Source organism: Pseudomonas sp. P4795, from assembly GCF_048822895.1.
Taxonomy (GTDB): Bacteria; Pseudomonadota; Gammaproteobacteria; order Pseudomonadales; family Pseudomonadaceae; genus Aquipseudomonas.
Genome location: NZ_JBMFBT010000002.1, coordinates 606,231 through 625,906 on the forward strand (window position 1 = coordinate 606,231; position 19,676 = coordinate 625,906).

The following is a 19,676-nucleotide window of genomic DNA, read 5'->3' on the forward strand; positions in this document are numbered from 1 at the left end:
CAGCATCATTCAGGCACAGTTGGTTGAAAGCTGTGTATTACATAGTTATGTCGTTTCCCCCCGTGAGGCTGCTAGCATCGGTCGCACTCGTATCCGATCCGGCCACCTGTCAGGTAGACCATGCTCGAGCACACAGCACCGCCAGGGAAAGCACCGCTGATCACGCCGCTGGACACGCGGCACCAGGTCGAAACGCCGGAAGGCATCGACCTGCCGCTGCGTCCGGCCGGGCTGATGGTGCGCGCTCTGGCCTTCACGATTGATCTGGGATTGCGCGGGATCATCCTCGGCGTGTTGTTCATCGCACTGGCGTTGCTCGGCAAACTCGGCCTCGGACTCGGTTCGCTACTGCTGTTCGCGGTGAGCTGGTGGTACATGGTGTTGTTCGAAGTGCTGCGTCAGGGGCGTTCGCCGGGCAAGCAATGCATGGGCCTGCGCGTGGTGCATGACGATGGCACGCCAGTCGGCTGGTCGGCTTCGCTGCTGCGCAATCTGCTGCGCTTCGTTGACCTGATGCCGTTCGGCTACTTCCTCGGCGCAATCAGTTGCCTGCAACATCCAGCCTTTAAACGCCTTGGCGATATCGCCGCCGGTACGCTGGTGGTTTACAGCGAACGCCCGCTCAGCCGTCCGCACTTGCCTGAAGCCGAACCTCGGCGTGCGCCAATCCCGTTGACCTTGAGCGAGCAACGCGCGCTGCTTGGATTCGCCGAGCGCCAGAGTGAGTTGTCGCCCGAGCGAGTCAAAGAACTCGCCGCCCTGCTCGCCCAGCCGCTGCACATCAGCGCGCCAAAAGCCGTGGCCGAGCTCAACGGCATCGCCCGTGGCCTGTTGGGGCCGACATGAAGCAGAGCCTTTTCGAAAACCGCCACAAGGCCGAATGGGAGCGTTTTGCGCTGGCTCTCGAACGTCTCGAGCGCGGCAAGGACACTGCGCAAGTCGCCGCTTTTCCCAAAGCCTATCGTCGACTTTGCCAGCATCTGGCTCTGGCGCAGGAACGTGGCTACAGCAGTTTTCTGATCGACTCGTTGCAGCAGCAGGTGCTGCGCGGCCATCAGCAGCTGTACCGGCATCGCAGCCAACTCGGCGCCAATCTGTTGGGCTTCATTCTCGGTGGGTTTCCCAGACTGGTGCGCGAAGAATGGCGCTTCGTGCTCGCCTCCGCTGTGCTGTTTTTTGGCAGCCTGATCGGTTTCGGTGTGCTGGTTTATCTGTTCCCGGAGCTGATCTACAACCTCATCCCCGCCGATCAGGTGCGCGAGATGCAGGGCATGTACGACCCGGTCGCCGGCCATCTCGGGCGCTCGGCCGAACGTGCCGCCAGTGAAGACTGGGTGATGTTCGGCTACTACATCATGCATAACATCGGCATTGCCTTTCAGACCTTCGCCGGGGGATTGCTCGCAGGCGTGGGCAGCGCGTTTTTCCTGTTCTACAACGGTTTGATGATCGGCGCGCTGGCCGGGCATCTGACAGAGATCGGTTTTGGCCAGACGTTCTGGTCGTTCGTGATCGGGCATGGTGCGTTCGAGCTCACAGCGATTGCGCTGGCCGGTGCGGCGGGTTTGAAACTCGGTTGGGCGTTGATTGCACCGGGACGGCTGACGCGTGGCGAAGCGCTGAGACGTGCGGCACGCCAGAGTGTGTTGCTGGTGTGCGGGGTCATGCTGTTTCTGTTGATCGCGGCGTTTATCGAGGCCTATTGGTCGTCGCGCAGCGCGGTCACGCCACTGACCAAATATCTGGTCGGTGCCGCTCTGTGGCTGAGTGTGGCGATCTATCTGCTGTTCGCCGGAAGGACTCGCCATGCGCCTGAGTGATGCGACCGTGGTGATCCGCCCGCGCACATCCTGGGAAGCCATGGACCTCGGCGTACTCATGAGCCAGCAGCATCGGCGCCTGTTGATGACCAGTTGGGCGATTGTCACTTTGCCGCTGTTCGCTCTTTTGACTACGTTGTTGTGGGAATCACCGTCGCTGGCGTTGTTGATTTTCTGGTGGCTGAAACCGGCATACGAACGTTTGCCGTTGTACATCCTGTCCAAATCCCTGTTCGGCGAAACGCCCACATTGAAACAGGCGTTGCGCGAATGGCCGCGTCTGCTCAGGCCGCAATTGCTCGCCAGCCTGACCTGGCGTCGCTTCAGCCTGAGCCGCAGCTTTCTGTTGCCAGTGCTGCAACTCGAAGGCCTCGACGGCGATGCGCGCCAGCAACGCTTGCAAGTCTTGCTGCAACGCAATGCCGGGGCTGCGCAATGGCTGACGGTGATCGGTGCGCATCTGGAAAGCGCGTTGTGGATCGGCCTGATGGTGCTGTTCTACATGCTCCTGCCGCAGCAGATCGAAACCGACTGGGACTGGCAAAGCCTGATCCTCGCCGCCGACCACGACTGGGCTTGGCTGGAGCATCTGACCAATGCTTTCTATGCGCTGGTGCTGGTGATCTGGGAGCCGATCTATGTCGCCTGCGGATTCAGTCTGTATCTGAACCGGCGCACGCTGCTGGAAGCGTGGGACATCGAGCTGGTGTTCCGCCGCTTGCGCCAGCGCCTGAACAGCAGCGCACTCGGTTTGCTGCTGGTGGTGTGTCTGCTGTTGCCGGGCGTGCCGTCGGCATGGGCCGATGAGTCGGCGATTGCACCGGACGCCCCGCGACTTTTGAACCAGCCGCTGACCAGCCAGGCGTCGCGCGACAGCATCAAGGCAGTGCTGGAACAGCCGCCGTTCAAGAACAAGGAAACCGTCACCCGTTATCGTTTTGGCGAAGATCCGGCGACCCCGGCCAAGGCAGGCGAAGCAGGTGAAGCGCCGCAGTGGTTGAAAACCCTGCTCGGCTGGCTCGACGGCAAGCATCTTGATGGCTTGGCCAGGGTGATTGAAATACTGCTGTGGGGCGCGGTGATTGCTGCGCTCGGCTGGTTGATCTGGCGCTACCGCGAGTTTGTGCGAGCGTTTGTCAGCCGCCGTCCGCGCTTGCCCGAGCGTGTGAAAAGACCGGTTCCCCAACAAGCCTTTGGTCTCGATCTGAACCGCGAAACCTTGCCCGCCGACATCGCCGCCCACGCCGAACAACTCTGGCACACCGAACCTCGGGCGGCACTGGGTCTGCTCTATCGCGGGCTGCTCAGCCATTTGCTGCACGACTTCGACATGACGTTGAAACCCGCCGACACCGAAAGTCAGGTACTGGCGCATGTCGAACAATTGCAGCGTCCGGAACTGCTCGCCTTCAGCCGCAACCTCACCGGCCACTGGCAGAACATGGCTTACGGACATCGAGTGCCAGCGGCGCATCTGCGCGAAGAGTTATGTAACGGCTGGCGCGCGTTGTTCGGCCCCGGAGCCGTCCGTTGAACCGGCGCACGCTGTGGATCGTCGGCGCATTGCTCGTTGCGCTGCTGGGCGCTTTGAGCGTTTTCCTTTACCTCAAGGCCACGCCTTACGAAGAAGTTATCGACCATGGCCCCTCGCCCGCCGCGCAGGCCAATCCTTATCTGGCGGCAGAAATGTTTTTGCGTGAGCGCAGCCTCAAGGTTGATCACGCCGAAAGCCTCAGCGTGCTGCCCGACATCGATCCGCGCCAACACACGTTATTGCTGTTCAACGACCGCTCGCGGATGACCCCGCGCCAGGTCGACCAAGTGCTGAACTGGGCACGCGCCGGTGGCCGACTGGTGTTCGTCGCCGAATCGATCTGGGATGAGAAAACCGGCCAGAGCAACGACCTGCTGCTCGACCGCGTGCAACTGCATCAATCCATGAGCAAGGATCTGAAAGATCCACCCGCCGATGCCGGCGACGACCCCTACCCGAAACTGACCAAGCTGTATCTGGAGGACGAGGACGCGCCCGCCTACGCCGGTTTTGATACGGCGTTCCATCTCGACGATCCGAAAAACCTCGCTCAGGCCTGGGCCAACAGCGCCAAGGCCACGCACATGATGCAACTGGCCTACGGTCTCGGCTCGATCACCGTGGTCACCGATGCCGAGCTGTGGAAAAGCGCCGCCATCGCCGAGCACGACAACGCCTGGCTGCTCTGGTATCTGAGCGCCGATACCGACGTCACGCTGCTGTTCAACACTGAGCACGACAGTCTGCTGACTCTGCTTTGGCGCAACTTCCCGCAAGCCATCGTTGCCCTGCTCGCGTTGATCGGCCTGTGGCTGTGGCACGTCGGCGTACGCCACGGCCCGGTTCAGGTACCCGCACCGAGCGGCCGTCGACAACTGATGGAGCACCTGCGCGCCAGTGCCGATTTCATCTTGCGGCACAACGGCCAGCACACGCTGCTGCAAGCCTTGCAGCAAGATGTCTTGCGCCGCGCCCGTCATCGTCATCCCGGATTCGACCAATTGAACGTTGCCGAACAATGGCTGGTGCTGTCGCGCCTGACCCGGCAACCGACCCGCGCCATCAGCCAGGCCCTGAGCCCGGCGCCGAAAAAGCGCTTGTCCAGCGCTGAATTCTGCCGCCAGGTCGCCCACCTGCAAACCTTGAGGAACGCTTTATGAGTGAGATCGAACCCGGTTCGCCGAGCCACGCCGCCCAGCAGCGGCAGCGCGCCAGCCAACTCGCACAAGCGGTACGCGGCGAATTGCAGAAGGCGCTGATCGGCCAGAACAGCGTGATCGATGACGTGCTGACCGCGCTGATTGCCGGTGGCCATGTGCTGCTCGAAGGCGTTCCCGGCCTCGGCAAAACCCTGCTGGTGCGTGCACTCGCCCGTTGCTTCGGTGGTGAGTTCGCACGCATCCAGTTCACCCCGGATCTGATGCCCAGCGACGTCACCGGCCACGCGGTGTACGACCTGAAAACCGAGCAGTTCAAGCTGCGCAAAGGCCCCCTGTTCACCAACCTTTTGCTGGCCGACGAGATCAACCGCGCCCCGGCCAAGACACAAGCCGCATTGCTCGAAGCGATGCAGGAACGCCAGGTGACCCTTGAAGGCAAGGCCCTGCCGATTGCGCAACCATTCATGGTGCTCGCCACGCAAAACCCGATCGAACAGGAAGGCACTTACCCGCTGCCGGAGGCCGAACTCGACCGTTTCATGCTCAAGGTGCGCATGGACTACCCGGACGCCGATCAGGAACTGGACATGGTGCGTCAGGTCAGCCGCTCGACCCGCGCCGACATGCTCGACGTGCAACCGTTGCGCACGGTGTTGCAGGCCAAAGACGTGCAGGCCCTGCAACGCATCGCCAGTGACTTGCCGCTCGACGATCAAGTGCTCGATTACGCCGTGCGTCTGGCGCGCAGCACCCGCACCTGGCCGGGCCTGACCCTCGGGGCCGGGCCACGCGCCTCCATCGCACTGGTGCGTTGCGCCCGCGCCCGCGCCTTGCTGCGCGGTGGCGAATTCGTGATTCCCGATGACATTAAAGGCTGCGCACTGGCCGTATTGCGCCATCGCGTACGCCTGGCTCCGGAGCTGGACATCGAAGGGTTGCAAGTCGATCAGGTATTGCAGCAATTGCTCGACCAAATCCCGGCACCGCGCCTGTGAAACCCTCGCGGCTGTTGATGATCTGGCTGGCGATCCTGCTCGCCATCGGCATTGTGCTCGGCAGTTTGCAGGCGCTGGATGTCGAGGTGCCTGCAACGCTGTTGTCGATCAACTGGGGTCTGCTGCTCGCGCTATTGGCACTGGCAACGCTCGACGCCGTACGCCTGAAACGCCTGCCCTCGCCGCGCGTGCAACGGCAGATGCCCGGCAGCCTGGCACTCGGTCGCTGGAGCGAAGTCCGGCTGGCAGTCGAACACGATTACCCCCAGCCACTGGACGTCACGGTCTATGACCACGTACCCGACGGCCTCAGCTTCGAAAACCTGCCGCTCTCCACCGAGCTGCAACCCGGCCAACGCAGCCTGATCGGCTACCGCCTACGCCCAATCAAACGCGGGCACTTCACGTTCAATCACTGCGAAATCAACCTGCCCAGTCCCTTGGGTTTATGGTCGGGCAAACGCCTGCTGAACATCACCGACCAGACCCGCGTCTACCCCGACTTCGCCCGCCTGTACGGCGGCCAGTTACTGGCGGTCGACAACTGGCTCAGCCAGCTCGGCGTACGTCAGCGCCAGCGTCGCGGTCAGGGTCTGGAATTTCATCAACTACGCGAATTTCGTGAAGGCGACAGCCAACGCCAGATCGACTGGAAAGCCACCGCCCGCCATCGCACACCGATTGCGCGTGAATATCAGGACGAGCGTGATCAGCAGATTATTTTCATGCTCGATTGCGGGCGACGGATGCGCAGTCAGGATGGCGAGCTGGCGCATTTTGATCATGCGTTGAATGCGTGTTTGCTGTTGAGTTATGTGGCGTTGCGGCAGGGGGATGCGGTGGGGTTGTGCACCTTTGCCGGCGATCGGCCGCGTTACATCGAACCGGTCAAAGGCACGGGACAGCTAAAAACGTTGCTCAACAGCGTTTACGATCTTGAAAGCACGCAACGCCCCGCCGATTACCCGGCTGCGGTGACTCAACTACTGGCCAGACAAAAACGTCGGGCACTGGTGGTGCTGGTGACCAACCTGCGCGATGACGACGATGAAGAACTGCTCAGCGCCGTCAAACGCCTGAGTCAACAGCACCGCGTATTGGTCGCGAGCCTGCGCGAAACCGTGCTCGACGACCTGCGCCAGCAACCCGTGCAAACGCTGGACGACGCACTGACGTACTGCGCCAACGTCGACTATCTCAACGGCAGCGCGCAACAGCATGAGCGGTTGAGTGCTCAGGGTGTTGCGGTGGTGCAGGCCCCGCCCAAGGCGTTGGGGCCAGAGCTGGTGACGCGCTATCTCACTTGGAAGAAGGCCGGCGCTTTTTAGCTTGCTTCGATGCCGGAGCGGGCGGTGTTGGCCCCAGAGAGACATGATTTGCAGGAGACTGATTCATCAGTTTGTTCGCCGACAGTACCAGGGAGTAAGTCCCCCCGGCGGTTGCGTTGGTGATAAGTGTCCAACTCAACCCCAAGCCAGTTATTGACAATGGCTGACCCAGCGCAGGGCTCACGCTGGTAATGCCCAACTCAGTCAGCGACGATTCGCCAACGACGCCCAACCTAAATTGATAATTCAGTAAGTCACTACCCGCAGCGACTTTCAATGTAACGGAGTGCGATTGCGCCGATCGTGGAAACACACTTTTCGCTCCCCAGGCCCCCGCGTTAGCTGTATCTGTATTGAGCGTAAGGCTGGCGTCGTTCCAGATACCTGCCTTCACCACCGGAAACTCGAAGGTATGTGAGGCAGCCCTCGACTTACTGCCCTCAACCAATGCCGTCACCTGCGTTTTACCCTGCGCCGTGGCCTTGAAGACAAACTCTGCCATCCCCTCGCTATCAGTCACCACTCGCACCTGAGTCTGCCCTGGCTGGGTCTCGAACAGCACACTCACGTTTTCCGCAGGCATGCGCGTGCGCTTGGCTACTCTGACGGCCATACGCACGGACTGTCCGACTTCAGGATGATACGCAGGATCGAATACCTGAATAATCCCATCCGTAACACGTTGTCCCTTGATTATGGCTGGCATGACTTTGTCCTTTTCCTTGTTCTTTTTCGGCACGGTGGGAATGGATGGAGTGACGTTCTGGCTGGTTCCAATGACCTTGAGGGTGAAGGTCTTGACTGGGGGCGTTGCGTCATAAGGGCTTAGGGCCGTAGCGAGGACCTGGAATTCTCCCGGTGCGAGGGCCTTGAACGCGTACTGGGCATCGCCCGCCTCATTGGTGCGGGACGTTTTGACATCGCCGGCATTCACAAATGTCACCGGCACGCCCGCCACTGGCAGATTGGAGTAATACGACGTGGCATTCAGATACAGCCGAACTGATTCATTCACCTGCAAGTCGAGATTAGGTTCCTCGACATGCGAAACAATTCGGTTGTGATCCAGCGGCACGCCGTACAGCGGGTAGCTGAAAAAACTGTCTTCGAGAGACAACCCAATGCCTTGATTGCCTTTCTGGGTGCTGGCGCGGGCGTCGAGGTCCCAGACCTTTCCGGAGCTAGGGACGGGGAGCTGATTCTCGGCCGTCAGTTTCATCTGCAGATCGTCGCCAACTTGCAACTGCCCAGTCATCGTGAGTCCGACCATCGGGCTATTTGGCAGAGGCACTATTCGCAGCCTGTGGAGCCCGCCAAGGCAGGCCCAAATCGAATCTCCGGCAAGCAAAACCCGGTCGTCAAATGTGGGGGTCGCTTCTTCCGCCAGCACTGTCGAGAGCAATCTGCCCACCTGCTCATCGGGGTCGAGTTTAAAGTCCGGATCCAATGAATGGTGGTTCACTTGCACACGGAACATGCCGCTGATCGGCGAGGTAGAACTGACCATGTAGGTCAGCCCGTCCGCGGTCATCTGGCGTGGCGTGGCCCCTTCAGGATCCATAACAAATTGCAGATCATCCCCAGTCTCACCGCTCAGCTCTACGGAGATGACTTCACCTATCAGGAGCTCGCCGCGCGGCTCGATTTTCAGTTCTACTGCGTCGGTATTGCGAAAGCACAGCAGTCCCACGGAGCCCTGCTTGCGACCATCAAGCGTCAACTCCGCCAGTACGGCCCAAGCGCTTTCGTCAAACACCGTATATTCATATCGGTGCAGGCAATCGACTCCATCGTATGGATTGGCGATTTTTACACTGGTCCATGCGGGGCCGGCGGCGCCTGGTTTGAACGCGTTAATGATGTTCCCGGCAGGACCCGCCAGTTCCGGAACTTCTGCTGCGCCGTTGTCACTCCAGTGAGTAAGCGTATTTGGAAGGCCTCCCACGCCTGGCACTCGCGATTGGATCAGGGCGGAGAACCGGACTTCGGTCCCCCCCTCCACAGGAAATCTGGTCAACACCTTTGGCTCGACGATCTCTTTCCAATTGTGGTCCAGATCCACTGTCAGCCGGGGAGAGGGCTCGAGCAATTTCACGCACTTGAGCGACACCGTGAACTCGCCATTCCTGCGGTTTTCGCAAGCCAGGCGCCACGACGCGCTATTCCCGACGACTTGCTGTGTACGGTTAATATCAGGCGTAAAAACAACACCGACTTCCCCTGGCGTGACAACGCTTTCGGACAGCATCGTTACATCGGTCGTGTCCAGAATATTGTCTGCAAGCAACAGCTCGAGATCATGGGTGGCACCGCGATTGAGGTAAATTGTCCCGCTACCCCAGCCAAGCTCTCGAAGCACATCCAGTTTCACTTTGGCAGTCGTCCATGGATCACTTTGGATCGGCTGGACGATGAACGTGTATTCGGCCAGATCCGGTCTGTAGAAGCTGGAGACGCTTGCGATGATGTGCTTGTCGCCGACTGTCGTCGGAGTATAGGAAAACGTGACCCTGCCTAGCGCATCCGAGTCCTGCTTCAGTAAAACCGTATCGTCCAGTCTGAAAGTAACCTCCCGGTTGGCCAACGGCATTAGGGTGAAATGCGATCGCACTTCCATCGTCAGGTGCGCCGACTGGCTGAGGTCGATAACCGGGAAGTACTTAGATTCTTCGACGACATGCAGATACAGGCGAAAATGTCCGCAAACCAGACGCAAAGGGTAGAGCTCGGCAGTGTATTTGCTGCGTATGGCCAGCCTGGCAGTGAAATGCTCGTCCGCGCGCGTATCCGCGCAATACAGCTGCCAGATCTTATTAATCGGTTGATAGAATTCCATCGCAGGCGCAGCGCGCAGAACATCATCGGGGTCATGCGTCACTACCAGTGCGGCTTCCGTCCCGGTCCAGGCATTTGTGTCTTCTACGTCAAATGCGAGCATATGGTTGCCACCGATGCACAGGGGTACTCGATTGCGGACTTGAGTGATGCCGTCGACCGTCAAACCTTTCAGCACCAGGTTCTCCAGCTCCAATAGCACTTCGGCAAAGGTGAAACGCACGTTGCCATTACTTGAGTCGCTATTCGCCGGACTCATAACGCGGAGTTCGATTTTCTCCTCACCTTCAGCAATCACCAGTTTGTGTTCATACTCGGTCAACTCGACGGCCTCGGGACCGTCAGAAGTTCGTTTCTGCTTTCGTGACTTTCTGCGTGAGTTATGGAGTTCCAGGCGAGTGACGCCTGACTTAGCGCCAGAAATTTGGACAATTCCGTACTTGCCAGCATCCAGACCTTTGACTTCGTACCAGAAACGCAGCCAATATTCCGCTTTGCCCACAAAGGGTACCGGCTTGTCCAGGAGCGATAATACTTGCCAGGCTTCACCCTCGTTTCTGGCAGCCAACAAGTCGATCGGATTGCCGTGCCATGTTTCGCTGTAGTGGTTTACCGCGCCCCGGTCATTGCGCAGCCAATCCTTCAATTTCTCGATAAAAGCACCATTAATCACAAAGTTGAAGTTCATGACGGTGTCTTCCCGGCGCGATCTGCTGCGCGTTTTTTCAGAGGCAGGGGCGGAGGTGGTACGAGCACGGCTTCGACTGCGGCCTCGAAAAGCAAGCCACCAGAACGGGCGCGATAGTCCACCTTCAAAATGATGTCAGTCAGTGAATCCAGAAAAGCGCGCTGGCTCGGAGTGCCAGGTCTGGCAAACTTCAACTCATAGTTAGCGTGACAGCCAGTGCCCTCGAAAGGCATAAGACGGTCACTGGGTACCGGGTCGACAACACCGGTATCGTTCAATCCCGAAGACAAACCTATCTGCTGATGAGGGCGCAGGTTCACTACCATGGAGCCGGCTGTGCCGGTTCCATCGTGCAAGTACAGGAAGGTATTGATGTCCGCTGTCAGCATTGTCGAACTGCTGATTTGCGTCAGGGTAGCGCGAAGATTTTCGTAAGGGCCGAGTAATCCGGGAAAGGTGCATGTGATCCCGAATAGCTGCCGGCAATAAAGGCCGGGAAAGTCCTCAGCGAAGGCTGTTTCCGTCAGATCGAATTTCAAAATCCCGCTACGGATGAAATCATCCCAATTGGCCGCCGGCACATACTGCTTGAGGGAAAACGTCTTCGTCAGTTCTATCTGACGTTCATTGCTCTGGATTCGTGCGGCAGCCATCTGAAACAGACTCAGTTTCAATGCAGCAGCGCAGGTGAAGCCATGGCGGGTGTCATTCCACGTATCGTGGCGGATGAACCGGGCATCGAAGTCGCCCTTCTCGTACTGCCAAGACCGTTCTGCGCGCTTGCATTGATCGAATGCAAGGTCATAGGCCTGATAGAGCAAGGATTTCAACTGCCCCAAGACCCAGTTGCTCAGATCCGGGCCAGTCGCGCGGCCCTTGTAGAACCGGTAAATTTCCTTGGCCTGGGTATTGGCGACGTCGGCCTGCTCGAGGCTGGTCCTGGCCGCCCTGATCGCGTGCTCCTGAGCTGCCACCTGCTCGCGCAACACCCGCACCTGTGCCTGAGACTGTCGGTGCTCGAGCGCCCACTCCTCGGCGCGCCGACGGTACGCCTCGTTGATGCCGGCCTCCTCGGCTTCACCTCTCCATTCTTCGGCGATCATCTGCAGCAAGCGAGCGCCCGTGTAGACAGGCGCCGACGGATCAGCGCCACCAAACGACGGTCCGAAGATCGTAGGTATTAATCTCAATGCCGCTCCGACGGTCTCCAGAGCGGCAGCACCCTTGGCAATCTGACGTGCATCACGGTTCTTCTCGATAACCCTGTTCTCGCCCGCCGACACTCCCTCCCTGACCAAGCGTTCGTAATGCTGCACTCGTTCGTTGAACATGCCTTCGCTCTGACGCAAGGAAGCAATCGTGCTCTCGAGCTCTTCAATCCTTGTCTGGTGTATCGAACGGGTATAGTCGGCCAACTCGATGGCCTGTTTCTGCATTAATTCTTCGAGCTCGTGGCGGTCTCGCATGTCCAGCCAATTGCGCAATTGGTCCTCCAGCTGCGCCAGATAGTCGACGATGGCCAACGCGAGGTCGAAAACCGTTTGAAATCTGTAGGGGACTATTTGTATCTGCCCACCGACGCCGCGCGAGGTGCCCAAGGTCCCGTTACCCTGCGCAATCAGCAGTTCCTTCGGATCCCCCATCCTTGAGAAAATCGGCAGGGTCAGTTCGTGACCCTCTATCGTGCGGTTCGAGCGCAAGTGATCCAGACGCGATTTGAGCAACGCCGACAATTCTGCGGGGCGTTGGTTGAGCCCGGGCTTGAACACGTCGCTGCCGGTCAGATCCTGATGCAGCTGACCTGTCATCGATAACGGTATGTCGGCCAATGAAAGCTCAAGCCCGGCCTCAAACGCTCTGAGCGCATTCCGACCTTTGGTTGCCGTCAGCAACTGCTCCAGCGTTTTCGGCGTCCAGGTACTGGCCGTTTGCGTTGCGGTTTGTTCGCCGATCATGCGCAAAGCCATGCTGTACACCAGCCCGGCGCGAACCATGCTGTCGTAATCAAGCCGTCGGAACAGGTCGTCGCCCTCTTCGATCAGCCTTTGGATGTATTGCAGAAAAATCGCGATCATGAAGTGGATCGGGGCGCAATAACCGATGGCGTCCGGATCGTTCGGCGCCAACTGCTCAGATGCGCAATCGAGATCCTCGATTTTCAACGGCCGGCAGCGCCAGTAACGCGGCCTTGCAAGCAGCGAGCGGTCACCGCCCCTTTTCACCTCTGCCGGTGCCAGCGGGTCGAAAATATATCCAAGCCACTTTTGGGCTTCCTGGTAACGGCCTTCTGCTGCCAGACGCCAGGACACGAGTTGCGGCAAATGAAAAAACACTTCCCAGAGATACCGGCCGTTGCAACTGTCAAACGAGCCATTACGTTCTTGGGTATCGTCCGGTAGGGGATGTTCCGGTGTGTGCTGAGTGTCCCAATCCAGTAACGCGTCCATCGATATCGCTGCGCGACTGGTGAGAACGGCACCGATCTGGGAGTTCAGGCGCAGATGCTTGAGCGCCTGAGTGCTGTCGTTGAAGCTGAGAAATTGCGCACCTTGGGTATTGGTTTCGCCGATGGTCGGGGTCAGGTAGGTTTTCGGCCGGCCCTTCAGCGTCACGTTGAACGTCAGAGTCTTTCCATCCGCGATGAAATCCACCGGGTAGGGAATGTCAGCGGTATAAGCAGCGCTCGGGTAAGTGACCCAGGGTGTTGCCACGTTCCCGTCCAGGGGAGCAGTGAATGTCGTCGGGAGCGGGTGTTCAGGAGACGCATTCGTCCAGCCGATGCTGAACGGCACCGCCTTATAAACAATTTTCTGTGCAACCAGGTTGTCGTGGTTGACGAGCGCATCACCGAGCGGGTCGACGGAAAAACCGGCGCCGGCGCGAATCTCCTCCGCGGTTCTTGCTAACAGATATTGCACTGCAGCGTCAGTAAGGTCTGCACCAGCTTGCGCCTCCCAGACCCGGCTGCCTGTCGATGTCTCCTTGAAATCAGCAATGGCGATAGTCTTGATGACTATGTAGTCGGCTTTGTCCTTGGGCAGCCGTACGGTATGAGCCTTGTCTGGTTCGCGCCGCGTCGTCAGGCTGATCGTGATTTGCTTGTCACCGGCGTATTGAATACTGACATCGGTAGAGGTGAGACCATGCCGCGCTTGCCACTTGATCGACAAACGCTGCAAAACCCGTGCGGTTTCCTCTACCGCACTGCACCTTCCGCGAATTCGCAGCACATCTGACATCCTGCCGTCCGCCAGCTGTTCGTGGCTGAAGACGGCGTCAACCGACTGACTTTTGCCGATCGTGTCGTCAGGAGGGGTCGCGGGGACAATTTCGACTTTTGGATAATCGTCGGGCACCACTTTCTGTTGCACAGCGTTGCGGTTCTTGAAACGTGCCAACGCCATCAGCAACGAGATGGAAATGTCTCCCTCGACCTCTCGCCCTAAATGATCGAGCACTTTATGAATTTCAACCCCGCCCGGTGCACCACTCCCGTCAGCACTGAGATGGTTGGTATAAAACACCCGCAGCCGATCATTGCGCGGGCTGCCATCACCATCAGAGACAGCCATCAGCCAACCATTCGAAACGTCCGATTCAAACTGTTGACTGTGCAGCTCGCGCGCGGTGGACCATATGTTGTCTACCGACTTGAACGCCAGTTTGATCTTCAATGTCCAGGCTGACTGCACCACACCATTGCCATCAACCTGACGATCAATCCATTCACACCAGACCAATGCCACCTGGCCAAGCCATATCACACAGCGGATGTCGATAACCTTGCCAGCGGTGTTGATGTTGCACTGTTCCCATTCGTCCCAGTGCGCCGGGTTGAGCGTTTTACTGTTCTCGTCCACCTCGACCTTGACCTTGCGCAGGTAATACTCGAACGGCTGCGAGCGACTTTTTGCAACCAGGTAGTAAGGCGCAGCACGGTTTGCAATACCGTCGATGTAACTGCTCAGCACCTCTGGATTGCTGAGTTTTTCGAAGCTGCCGATATAGGTCAGCACCGCATTTTGTACCGAGGCATCCGTCAGGCGCCTCTGCATCAACTCGCCTTCCATTTTTCGAAACAGCTGGGTCTTGTTCAGACGCAATGCCGGCTCGATGTAGTTGGCCGCATGGTCCTTGAGTAGCACATTGGCCGACCACGAACTGTAATTGCTCAGGATCGTCCACCAGTAATTTCGGTCGTCCGGATTGAAATGGACGTTTGCGTATCCGCTCTCCAGGCCGGTGAGAGCGCCATGGATATACCGCTGCAGAGTGCGCACCGTCGCGGACAACTCGGAGGCCTGCGTCTGCGCCGTATCCTCAACGTCAGTCAGCAGCCTGTCGCTCAACGCTTGCCTGGTAGTCGCAGCAATGAGGGCGGGCGCCATCTGATGGGCCACTACCACATCGACCATTACCCTCAAATGTCTTTCCTTCAACGAAAAACGACCGGACGTAGGCATTGTTTTCTCCCTGGCGCGCAATGGTGATCCGACCGCAGGTGCGGTGAGCAATGGGTCAACTCAAGATTTTTTCGGTGTGCGACGCGTGAGCGGTCGCTTTCTCAGGCTTCCTGGAAGCACCAGGGGGAGCGGTAGCAGATCGAAATGCAAACTGATCTGGAAATCGCCGTCGCGCACGTCACCCGTCACGAGGTTCATGACGTGAGGTTTGGCTTGATCGTAAGTAAAGCGCTGGGCCATTGCCGGATTGAAGAGCATGGCCAGTGCTTTGGTTGAGTACGGGGAACTCCATCCCCCAGCGCCGATGCTTTCATGGAGATAGGCCGCATCAACGGGCGTGAATTCAATCCGGTATTCCATGCCTCGGAGCAGATCGAGGCGGCCCGGCCCGAGAGGCAGGATCTGCATACGGTCCTCGCCACCGCCGGGTCTCAAAGTGAACAGATTGACGATCCAGCCAAATGCTTCGATAGCTTCAACCGTGAAGGTTTTCACCTCGGTCGGATGATATTGAAGGGTCGCGGTCACGGTGTACGTACCGACCTTTTTCACCTCGAATGGATAGACCGAACGACCTTGCTTATCGGTGGGGATGGTCTCGATGACAATGGGACGTGAGTCGTCTTTCCACTGGACCGGATAATGCTCGATGAGGGTGCCATCCGGACCAGACTCATCCGCCACATCCAGCCACACAAGGGTGCTGCTTGCACCGATTACCGCAATCGGCGGTTTAGCCAGGAAAGCGCTGATCACTGCGTGGTCGAACACCTCGACAGTGAGTTCGACGCGGGGATCGCTGCCCAATCTGGCGAAGATTGTCAGCGGGCCGGCTACAGGACTGGACACGGTAAACAAGGAGACCCCTGCTGGATCGGTGGGCACATCTTCTTCCGTCGTCGCAGGGTCCGTCGACCATGAAACCACCGCATCCTCCACAGGCTCCCCATCGAGACCGGCTACCTTGCACCTCACCAGCAACTCTTCGCCAGCCATTGCCGCAGTGCTTGCATATGGAATACCAAAAATCCGTGGTGTGCCCTTGAACGTGAGCTCATCAGCAAAGCTCATGACATGGGAGCGATCGATCAGGCCGACGGTATACTCGGCTGTGCCCGCAGACAGGCTTGATACCCAAACGGAACTTATCCCATCCTTGTCCGTGACAGTCTGGCGTGGTCGCATTTCCCCGCGCGTGGTCCGCCATTCCACCGGAAAATTGCTGACCAGGTTTTTGTAATCGTCCTCTAACAGGGCGAACAACCTGACTTCTTCCAACTTGCCTGCACGAAGCGGTGGAATTGTCTTGAGTGCCGAGCTCTCCTCGGGGTTGAATCGCAGGGAATCCATATCAGGACCGATTGTTACCGTGGGGCCGTGCACCGGATCGCTGAGCAGCAAGTTGTAAAACACATGGGCCGCGCCCATCGTTTTCCCGGCGTGCAAAAGCGCGACCGCCCGCCCCTGGTCATCTGTCTTGACTTCGGGGGTGAGGATGACGCCCAGATCGGTATTGAACTGAATCGGAACACCCTTGAGGGGAAAGCCGAAGAAATCGCGTAACTGCAGCCTAATTTCTGCGACTTCCAAGGGCATTTTGGCGATCAGATACGGGTTGTCCACCGTGCACACCGTTGTGTAGCTCTGGCCGGCCTCGCCCGTTTCCGGTTGCGTTTTCGACTCAGTGAAACGCTGGTAGCTTTCCAGCGAATGCTTCGCGGCATTCGCGTATTGCGCCTGGCTATCCAGCGAATTCAGATTGCCAAGGCTGACCGAAGCTGTGGCATCCAGTCCCTTGCTCGCCAGATCAAGCGTGCGCTGCAATACACCAAGTTCTCGCAGCGTTTGCAGCAGTGGCAACTGGTCGCTGTCCTGGACGTCGCCCTTGAGATGGCGCACAACTGTCAGCACGTGCGTGATGCCGCAGCCGAAGAAGCGCGCGAGTTTGTCGGCAGCCGCATCGCGCACCAGTCGGCGCGCATCCTCGCTCAGGCGCGGATCGATAAGATTCACCGCAAGGAGATAGTCGAGCAGGTTTTCTTCGGACTTTCCGGCCTGCTCCACCAAACGACCGAACAGCGCCAGGTAATAGAGGCTGTTGATCGAGATATCGTAGCGATTTTCACAGCTGAACCACTGATAGTTTTCGCGTGCCAGGAACATTGCCAACAGCGTTGGACTGAGGTTGAGCCTGTCGGCAATCCGCGCGCGGCGCTCGACTTCGCCAAGCATTCGCAGGAACTGATCCGGTTCGTCCATCGCCGCTCTGACGGCCCAGCGCTCGCGCGCTTCGGGCATGCTCAGCGCCTGTGCCAGAAACCTGTAGGGATGTGCCTCAGCCCAGGCCAAGACCTCACCGGTCAGAAGTGAATTGATACCCAGATAGTGCGCCAGGTTTTCCTTAACCAGTGCGCGTTGTTCATCCCGGCAACGCAGAACAATCGATAGCAGCAGCGCCGTCAAAGCTTCCCTGCTCGCCGTAGTCACGGGATTCGGATCCTCGGGTGGATCAGGATCCGGATAAATCTCGTATGCAATGGCGGCGCATTTTTCACCGGCGTACGCCTGATATTGCGCTTCGGTCTGGTCGTACTCGCCGCTCACCACCCCGTCATCGTCCACCAGCTCATTCAGCAGCGACATCCATTCGATGAGCTGTTCGGTTTTGGGGTGACGTGCGGGTGCGCCTGCCGCCAGCAGTGTTGCCGATTGCAGCAGCACCGACTGTGCCTGGCTCGCCAACTGCCGAAGAAACTGCTCCTGTTTTTCGGTCCATACGGTGGGGACAACAAGCGGATTGATGTTCTGCACCAACCACATCACCGACAAACCGTAGTCACTGGCCCACTGTGCGCAGTTCATCAGCGCATCAATGGCGCTCAGCACATCAGCACCGTTCGTGGTACCCGCATTGGACACCACCGGCTCCGCCGCCAGTTGAACCGTCAGGCCCAGGGTTTGCGCCAGCGCCGTGTATTCGATCGGTGTCAGGCCGCTGATGCGAGCCAGCCGCACCAGCCGCCACAACGCCGTGAGCGTAGGCAGATCGCAATCCAGGAAAGTGGTTTTTCCTTTGGCCTCGGCGATGATGGTGCTCAGATAGCGGTAGGTTTCACCGTTGATAGTGAGCGCCGAGCGGATCAGGTTCACCATGTGCTGCTCATCGGCGGTGACCGGAATAATCGCCAACGGGCGGCCATTGATGAGCAGGGCGTCATCAACCAGTGGATCCTTGTTGTAAACCTGATCAAAGAATGGGCGTTCTCCATTCTGGCCATAGACCGACAGCACATCCACCAGCCCGGCACACTCGTCGGCGGTGCAACCGTGAGTGTTGATCAGCTCCCAGAACAGTCCCAGGCAGCTCAGGGTGCCGGGGCGGATCCACAGGGACGAACTGGCCCCGCCGCGGTGCTCGGCATTCATCGCGGCAATCATCAGCTTGTCCACCTCATGACTGCCTGATTGCATGATCTCATCCATACGCAGCTTGCGCTGGATACGATCTGTTCGATGTTCAAGCCGAGTCGCCGGGGCCTCACCGATATTCGTCAGCAAATGCTTTTCATCGATCACTGCAAGTTGGTGCGCGATCGCCGGTTTCTCTCCGCCATTGATGTAACGTGCCCCGGCTGTCTCACCGGTCAGTACCTCGTCAGCGCTGCCAATCGAGGGAACGTTAGGCGACCGTTTTGGCTGAAATCTACCCCACGCAAACGCTCGGTCCACCCCCTCTTGATCGAGGTTCGTGGCCCCCTTGAACAGCCACAAGCGTTGCAGGCTCGGCAGACCGATGATGGACTTGCCATAGTGACGTTGATAAAAGTCGTCGAGCGCTTTTTGCGGATCCGCATCAATGCACCCTGTGCGCGGATCGACCCGTTGCAAAGACCTCTGCGCCTGGTCAGCGGTCAATGGAAACACTGGGCTTTCCAGCTGCAATGCTGCGGCTTCCGTGCCCATTTTCAGGGTCAGTTGCCAGGCCATGTGGTCACGTGCGCCCCGTCCACCTGCACGCGTGAAATAAGGGAAATCGGAGTCCAGCCAGCGAAGGATTGTGCCTAGCGAGCCGTTTTTCACCACTTGGGCCACGACATGCCAGATATCGACCGCATCCACTTCGTAGGGCATGCTCATGGGCACACGTGTCAGCCCGAGAAACTCCTTGAGCGTGGAATACTGCGCGGGCAGTTGGCTCTTGAGGATTTTTTCAAGTATCCCGGTGTGGATGTCGACGCGGGACTTCACCTCGTTGATCGCCGCAGTATCAATCAACAGCTGATCAACATCTGGTCGGCGCTCCTCCAGCGTAATGGCGCCATCACCTTTGTGGCACTCGATCGAGTCACGTAAAAATTCACGCAGGCTGAGCAGATAAGCGGTGGTCGAGGCTTTGTGCTCGGGGCTGCCTTGTGACGCCGCCTTGTGGATATTGGGGTTGAACATCTGATCGTAGGTCGGCAGTGTCCCCACCAGTGTTTCGTTCGATTGCGGTGCTGCACGCAGTTCCTGCTGGCGGTACATCCGGGTGATCTTCAGCGCCAGCGCTCTGCCACGGGTCAACAGGGTCTTGGCTTGCGCGGGCGTCAGATTGAATTTCTGCAGCTCGATTTCGCTGAGCTTGATCACGTCGAACACGCTGGGAGATGTTTTGAGATAGTCATCCAGCTTGCGCGGCACCGTCAGGCGTTTTTTGCCTTGCCCCAATACGGCCCTGACCAATTGATCAACGGCGCTCTTCTGCGATGCTTTCATTCAGACACTTCCTCTTGAACGCAAAACAAAGGCCACGAATGCGAGCCTGGGCGTTTGTCGTTTCACGTTGATTTAGCGCTGATTTTGAGAGGCGGGCT

General features: G+C 58.5%; 9 protein-coding genes. 6 read left to right on the top strand and 3 right to left on the bottom strand.

Features of this window, described 5'->3' with window-relative positions; translation table 11 throughout:
- The first annotated feature begins 120 nt into the window (after positions 1-120).
- Genes ACOI8A_RS07340 through ACOI8A_RS07365 form a run of 6 tightly spaced genes read left to right on the top strand, consistent with a single transcriptional unit; the run spans position 121 to position 6,837 of the window.
- Positions 121-846, top strand: coding sequence for an RDD family protein (locus ACOI8A_RS07340; RefSeq protein ID WP_420646283.1), 726 nt, complete (start codon positions 121-123; stop codon positions 844-846).
- The gene (locus ACOI8A_RS07345; RefSeq protein ID WP_420646282.1) at positions 843-1,820 is read left to right on the top strand and encodes a stage II sporulation protein M; all 978 of its coding nucleotides are present in this window, start codon (positions 843-845) and stop codon (positions 1,818-1,820) included. The genes ACOI8A_RS07340 and ACOI8A_RS07345 overlap by 4 nt, the downstream gene beginning before the upstream one ends.
- The gene (locus ACOI8A_RS07350; RefSeq protein WP_420646281.1) at positions 1,807-3,354 is read left to right on the top strand and encodes a DUF4129 domain-containing protein; all 1,548 of its coding nucleotides are present in this window, start codon (positions 1,807-1,809) and stop codon (positions 3,352-3,354) included. Before ACOI8A_RS07345 ends, ACOI8A_RS07350 begins: the two co-directional genes overlap by 14 nt.
- Positions 3,351-4,514 carry a DUF4350 domain-containing protein gene (locus ACOI8A_RS07355; protein WP_420646280.1) on the top strand — a complete coding sequence of 388 codons (1,164 nt, stop codon included), beginning with the start codon at positions 3,351-3,353 and terminating at the stop codon, positions 4,512-4,514. Before ACOI8A_RS07350 ends, ACOI8A_RS07355 begins: the two co-directional genes overlap by 4 nt.
- Positions 4,511-5,509 (top strand): AAA family ATPase, encoded by a 999-nt coding sequence (locus ACOI8A_RS07360; RefSeq protein WP_420646279.1) that lies wholly within the window; start codon positions 4,511-4,513, stop codon positions 5,507-5,509. Before ACOI8A_RS07355 ends, ACOI8A_RS07360 begins: the two co-directional genes overlap by 4 nt.
- Positions 5,506-6,837, top strand: coding sequence for a DUF58 domain-containing protein (locus ACOI8A_RS07365; protein ID WP_420646278.1), 1,332 nt, complete (start codon positions 5,506-5,508; stop codon positions 6,835-6,837). The genes ACOI8A_RS07360 and ACOI8A_RS07365 overlap by 4 nt, the downstream gene beginning before the upstream one ends.
- On the opposite strand, the gene ACOI8A_RS07370 is transcribed toward ACOI8A_RS07365, so the two are convergent.
- Genes ACOI8A_RS07370 through ACOI8A_RS07380 form a run of 3 tightly spaced genes read right to left on the bottom strand, consistent with a single transcriptional unit; the run spans position 6,809 to position 19,578 of the window.
- A complete protein-coding gene (locus tag ACOI8A_RS07370) occupies positions 6,809-10,360 on the bottom strand; it encodes a hypothetical protein (RefSeq protein ID WP_420646277.1) in 3,552 nt (1,183 codons plus the stop codon). The two genes, ACOI8A_RS07365 and ACOI8A_RS07370, sit on opposite strands and share 29 nt — an antisense overlap.
- Positions 10,357-14,823: a neuraminidase-like domain-containing protein gene (locus ACOI8A_RS07375; RefSeq protein WP_420646276.1), complete on the bottom strand. Its 4,467-nt coding sequence runs from the start codon at positions 14,821-14,823 to the stop codon at positions 10,357-10,359. Before ACOI8A_RS07375 ends, ACOI8A_RS07370 begins: the two co-directional genes overlap by 4 nt.
- 60 nt (positions 14,824-14,883) lie before the next feature.
- A complete protein-coding gene (locus tag ACOI8A_RS07380) occupies positions 14,884-19,578 on the bottom strand; it encodes a Tc toxin subunit A (protein ID WP_420646275.1) in 4,695 nt (1,564 codons plus the stop codon).
- Positions 19,579-19,676 lie beyond the last annotated feature (98 nt).

Excerpts from the sequence above, each read along its gene's own strand:
- ACOI8A_RS07370 (WP_420646277.1), bottom strand. The coding sequence starts at position 10,360 with ATGAACTTCAACTTTGTGATTAATGGTGCTTTTATCGAGAAATTGAAG.
- ACOI8A_RS07375 (WP_420646276.1), bottom strand. The coding sequence starts at position 14,823 with ATGCCTACGTCCGGTCGTTTTTCGTTGAAGGAAAGACATTTGAGGGTA.
- ACOI8A_RS07345 (WP_420646282.1), top strand. The coding sequence starts at position 843 with ATGAAGCAGAGCCTTTTCGAAAACCGCCACAAGGCCGAATGGGAGCGT.
- ACOI8A_RS07360 (WP_420646279.1), top strand. The coding sequence starts at position 4,511 with ATGAGTGAGATCGAACCCGGTTCGCCGAGCCACGCCGCCCAGCAGCGG.
- ACOI8A_RS07350 (WP_420646281.1), top strand. The coding sequence starts at position 1,807 with ATGCGCCTGAGTGATGCGACCGTGGTGATCCGCCCGCGCACATCCTGG.
- ACOI8A_RS07340 (WP_420646283.1), top strand. The coding sequence starts at position 121 with ATGCTCGAGCACACAGCACCGCCAGGGAAAGCACCGCTGATCACGCCG.
- ACOI8A_RS07380 (WP_420646275.1), bottom strand. The coding sequence starts at position 19,578 with ATGAAAGCATCGCAGAAGAGCGCCGTTGATCAATTGGTCAGGGCCGTA.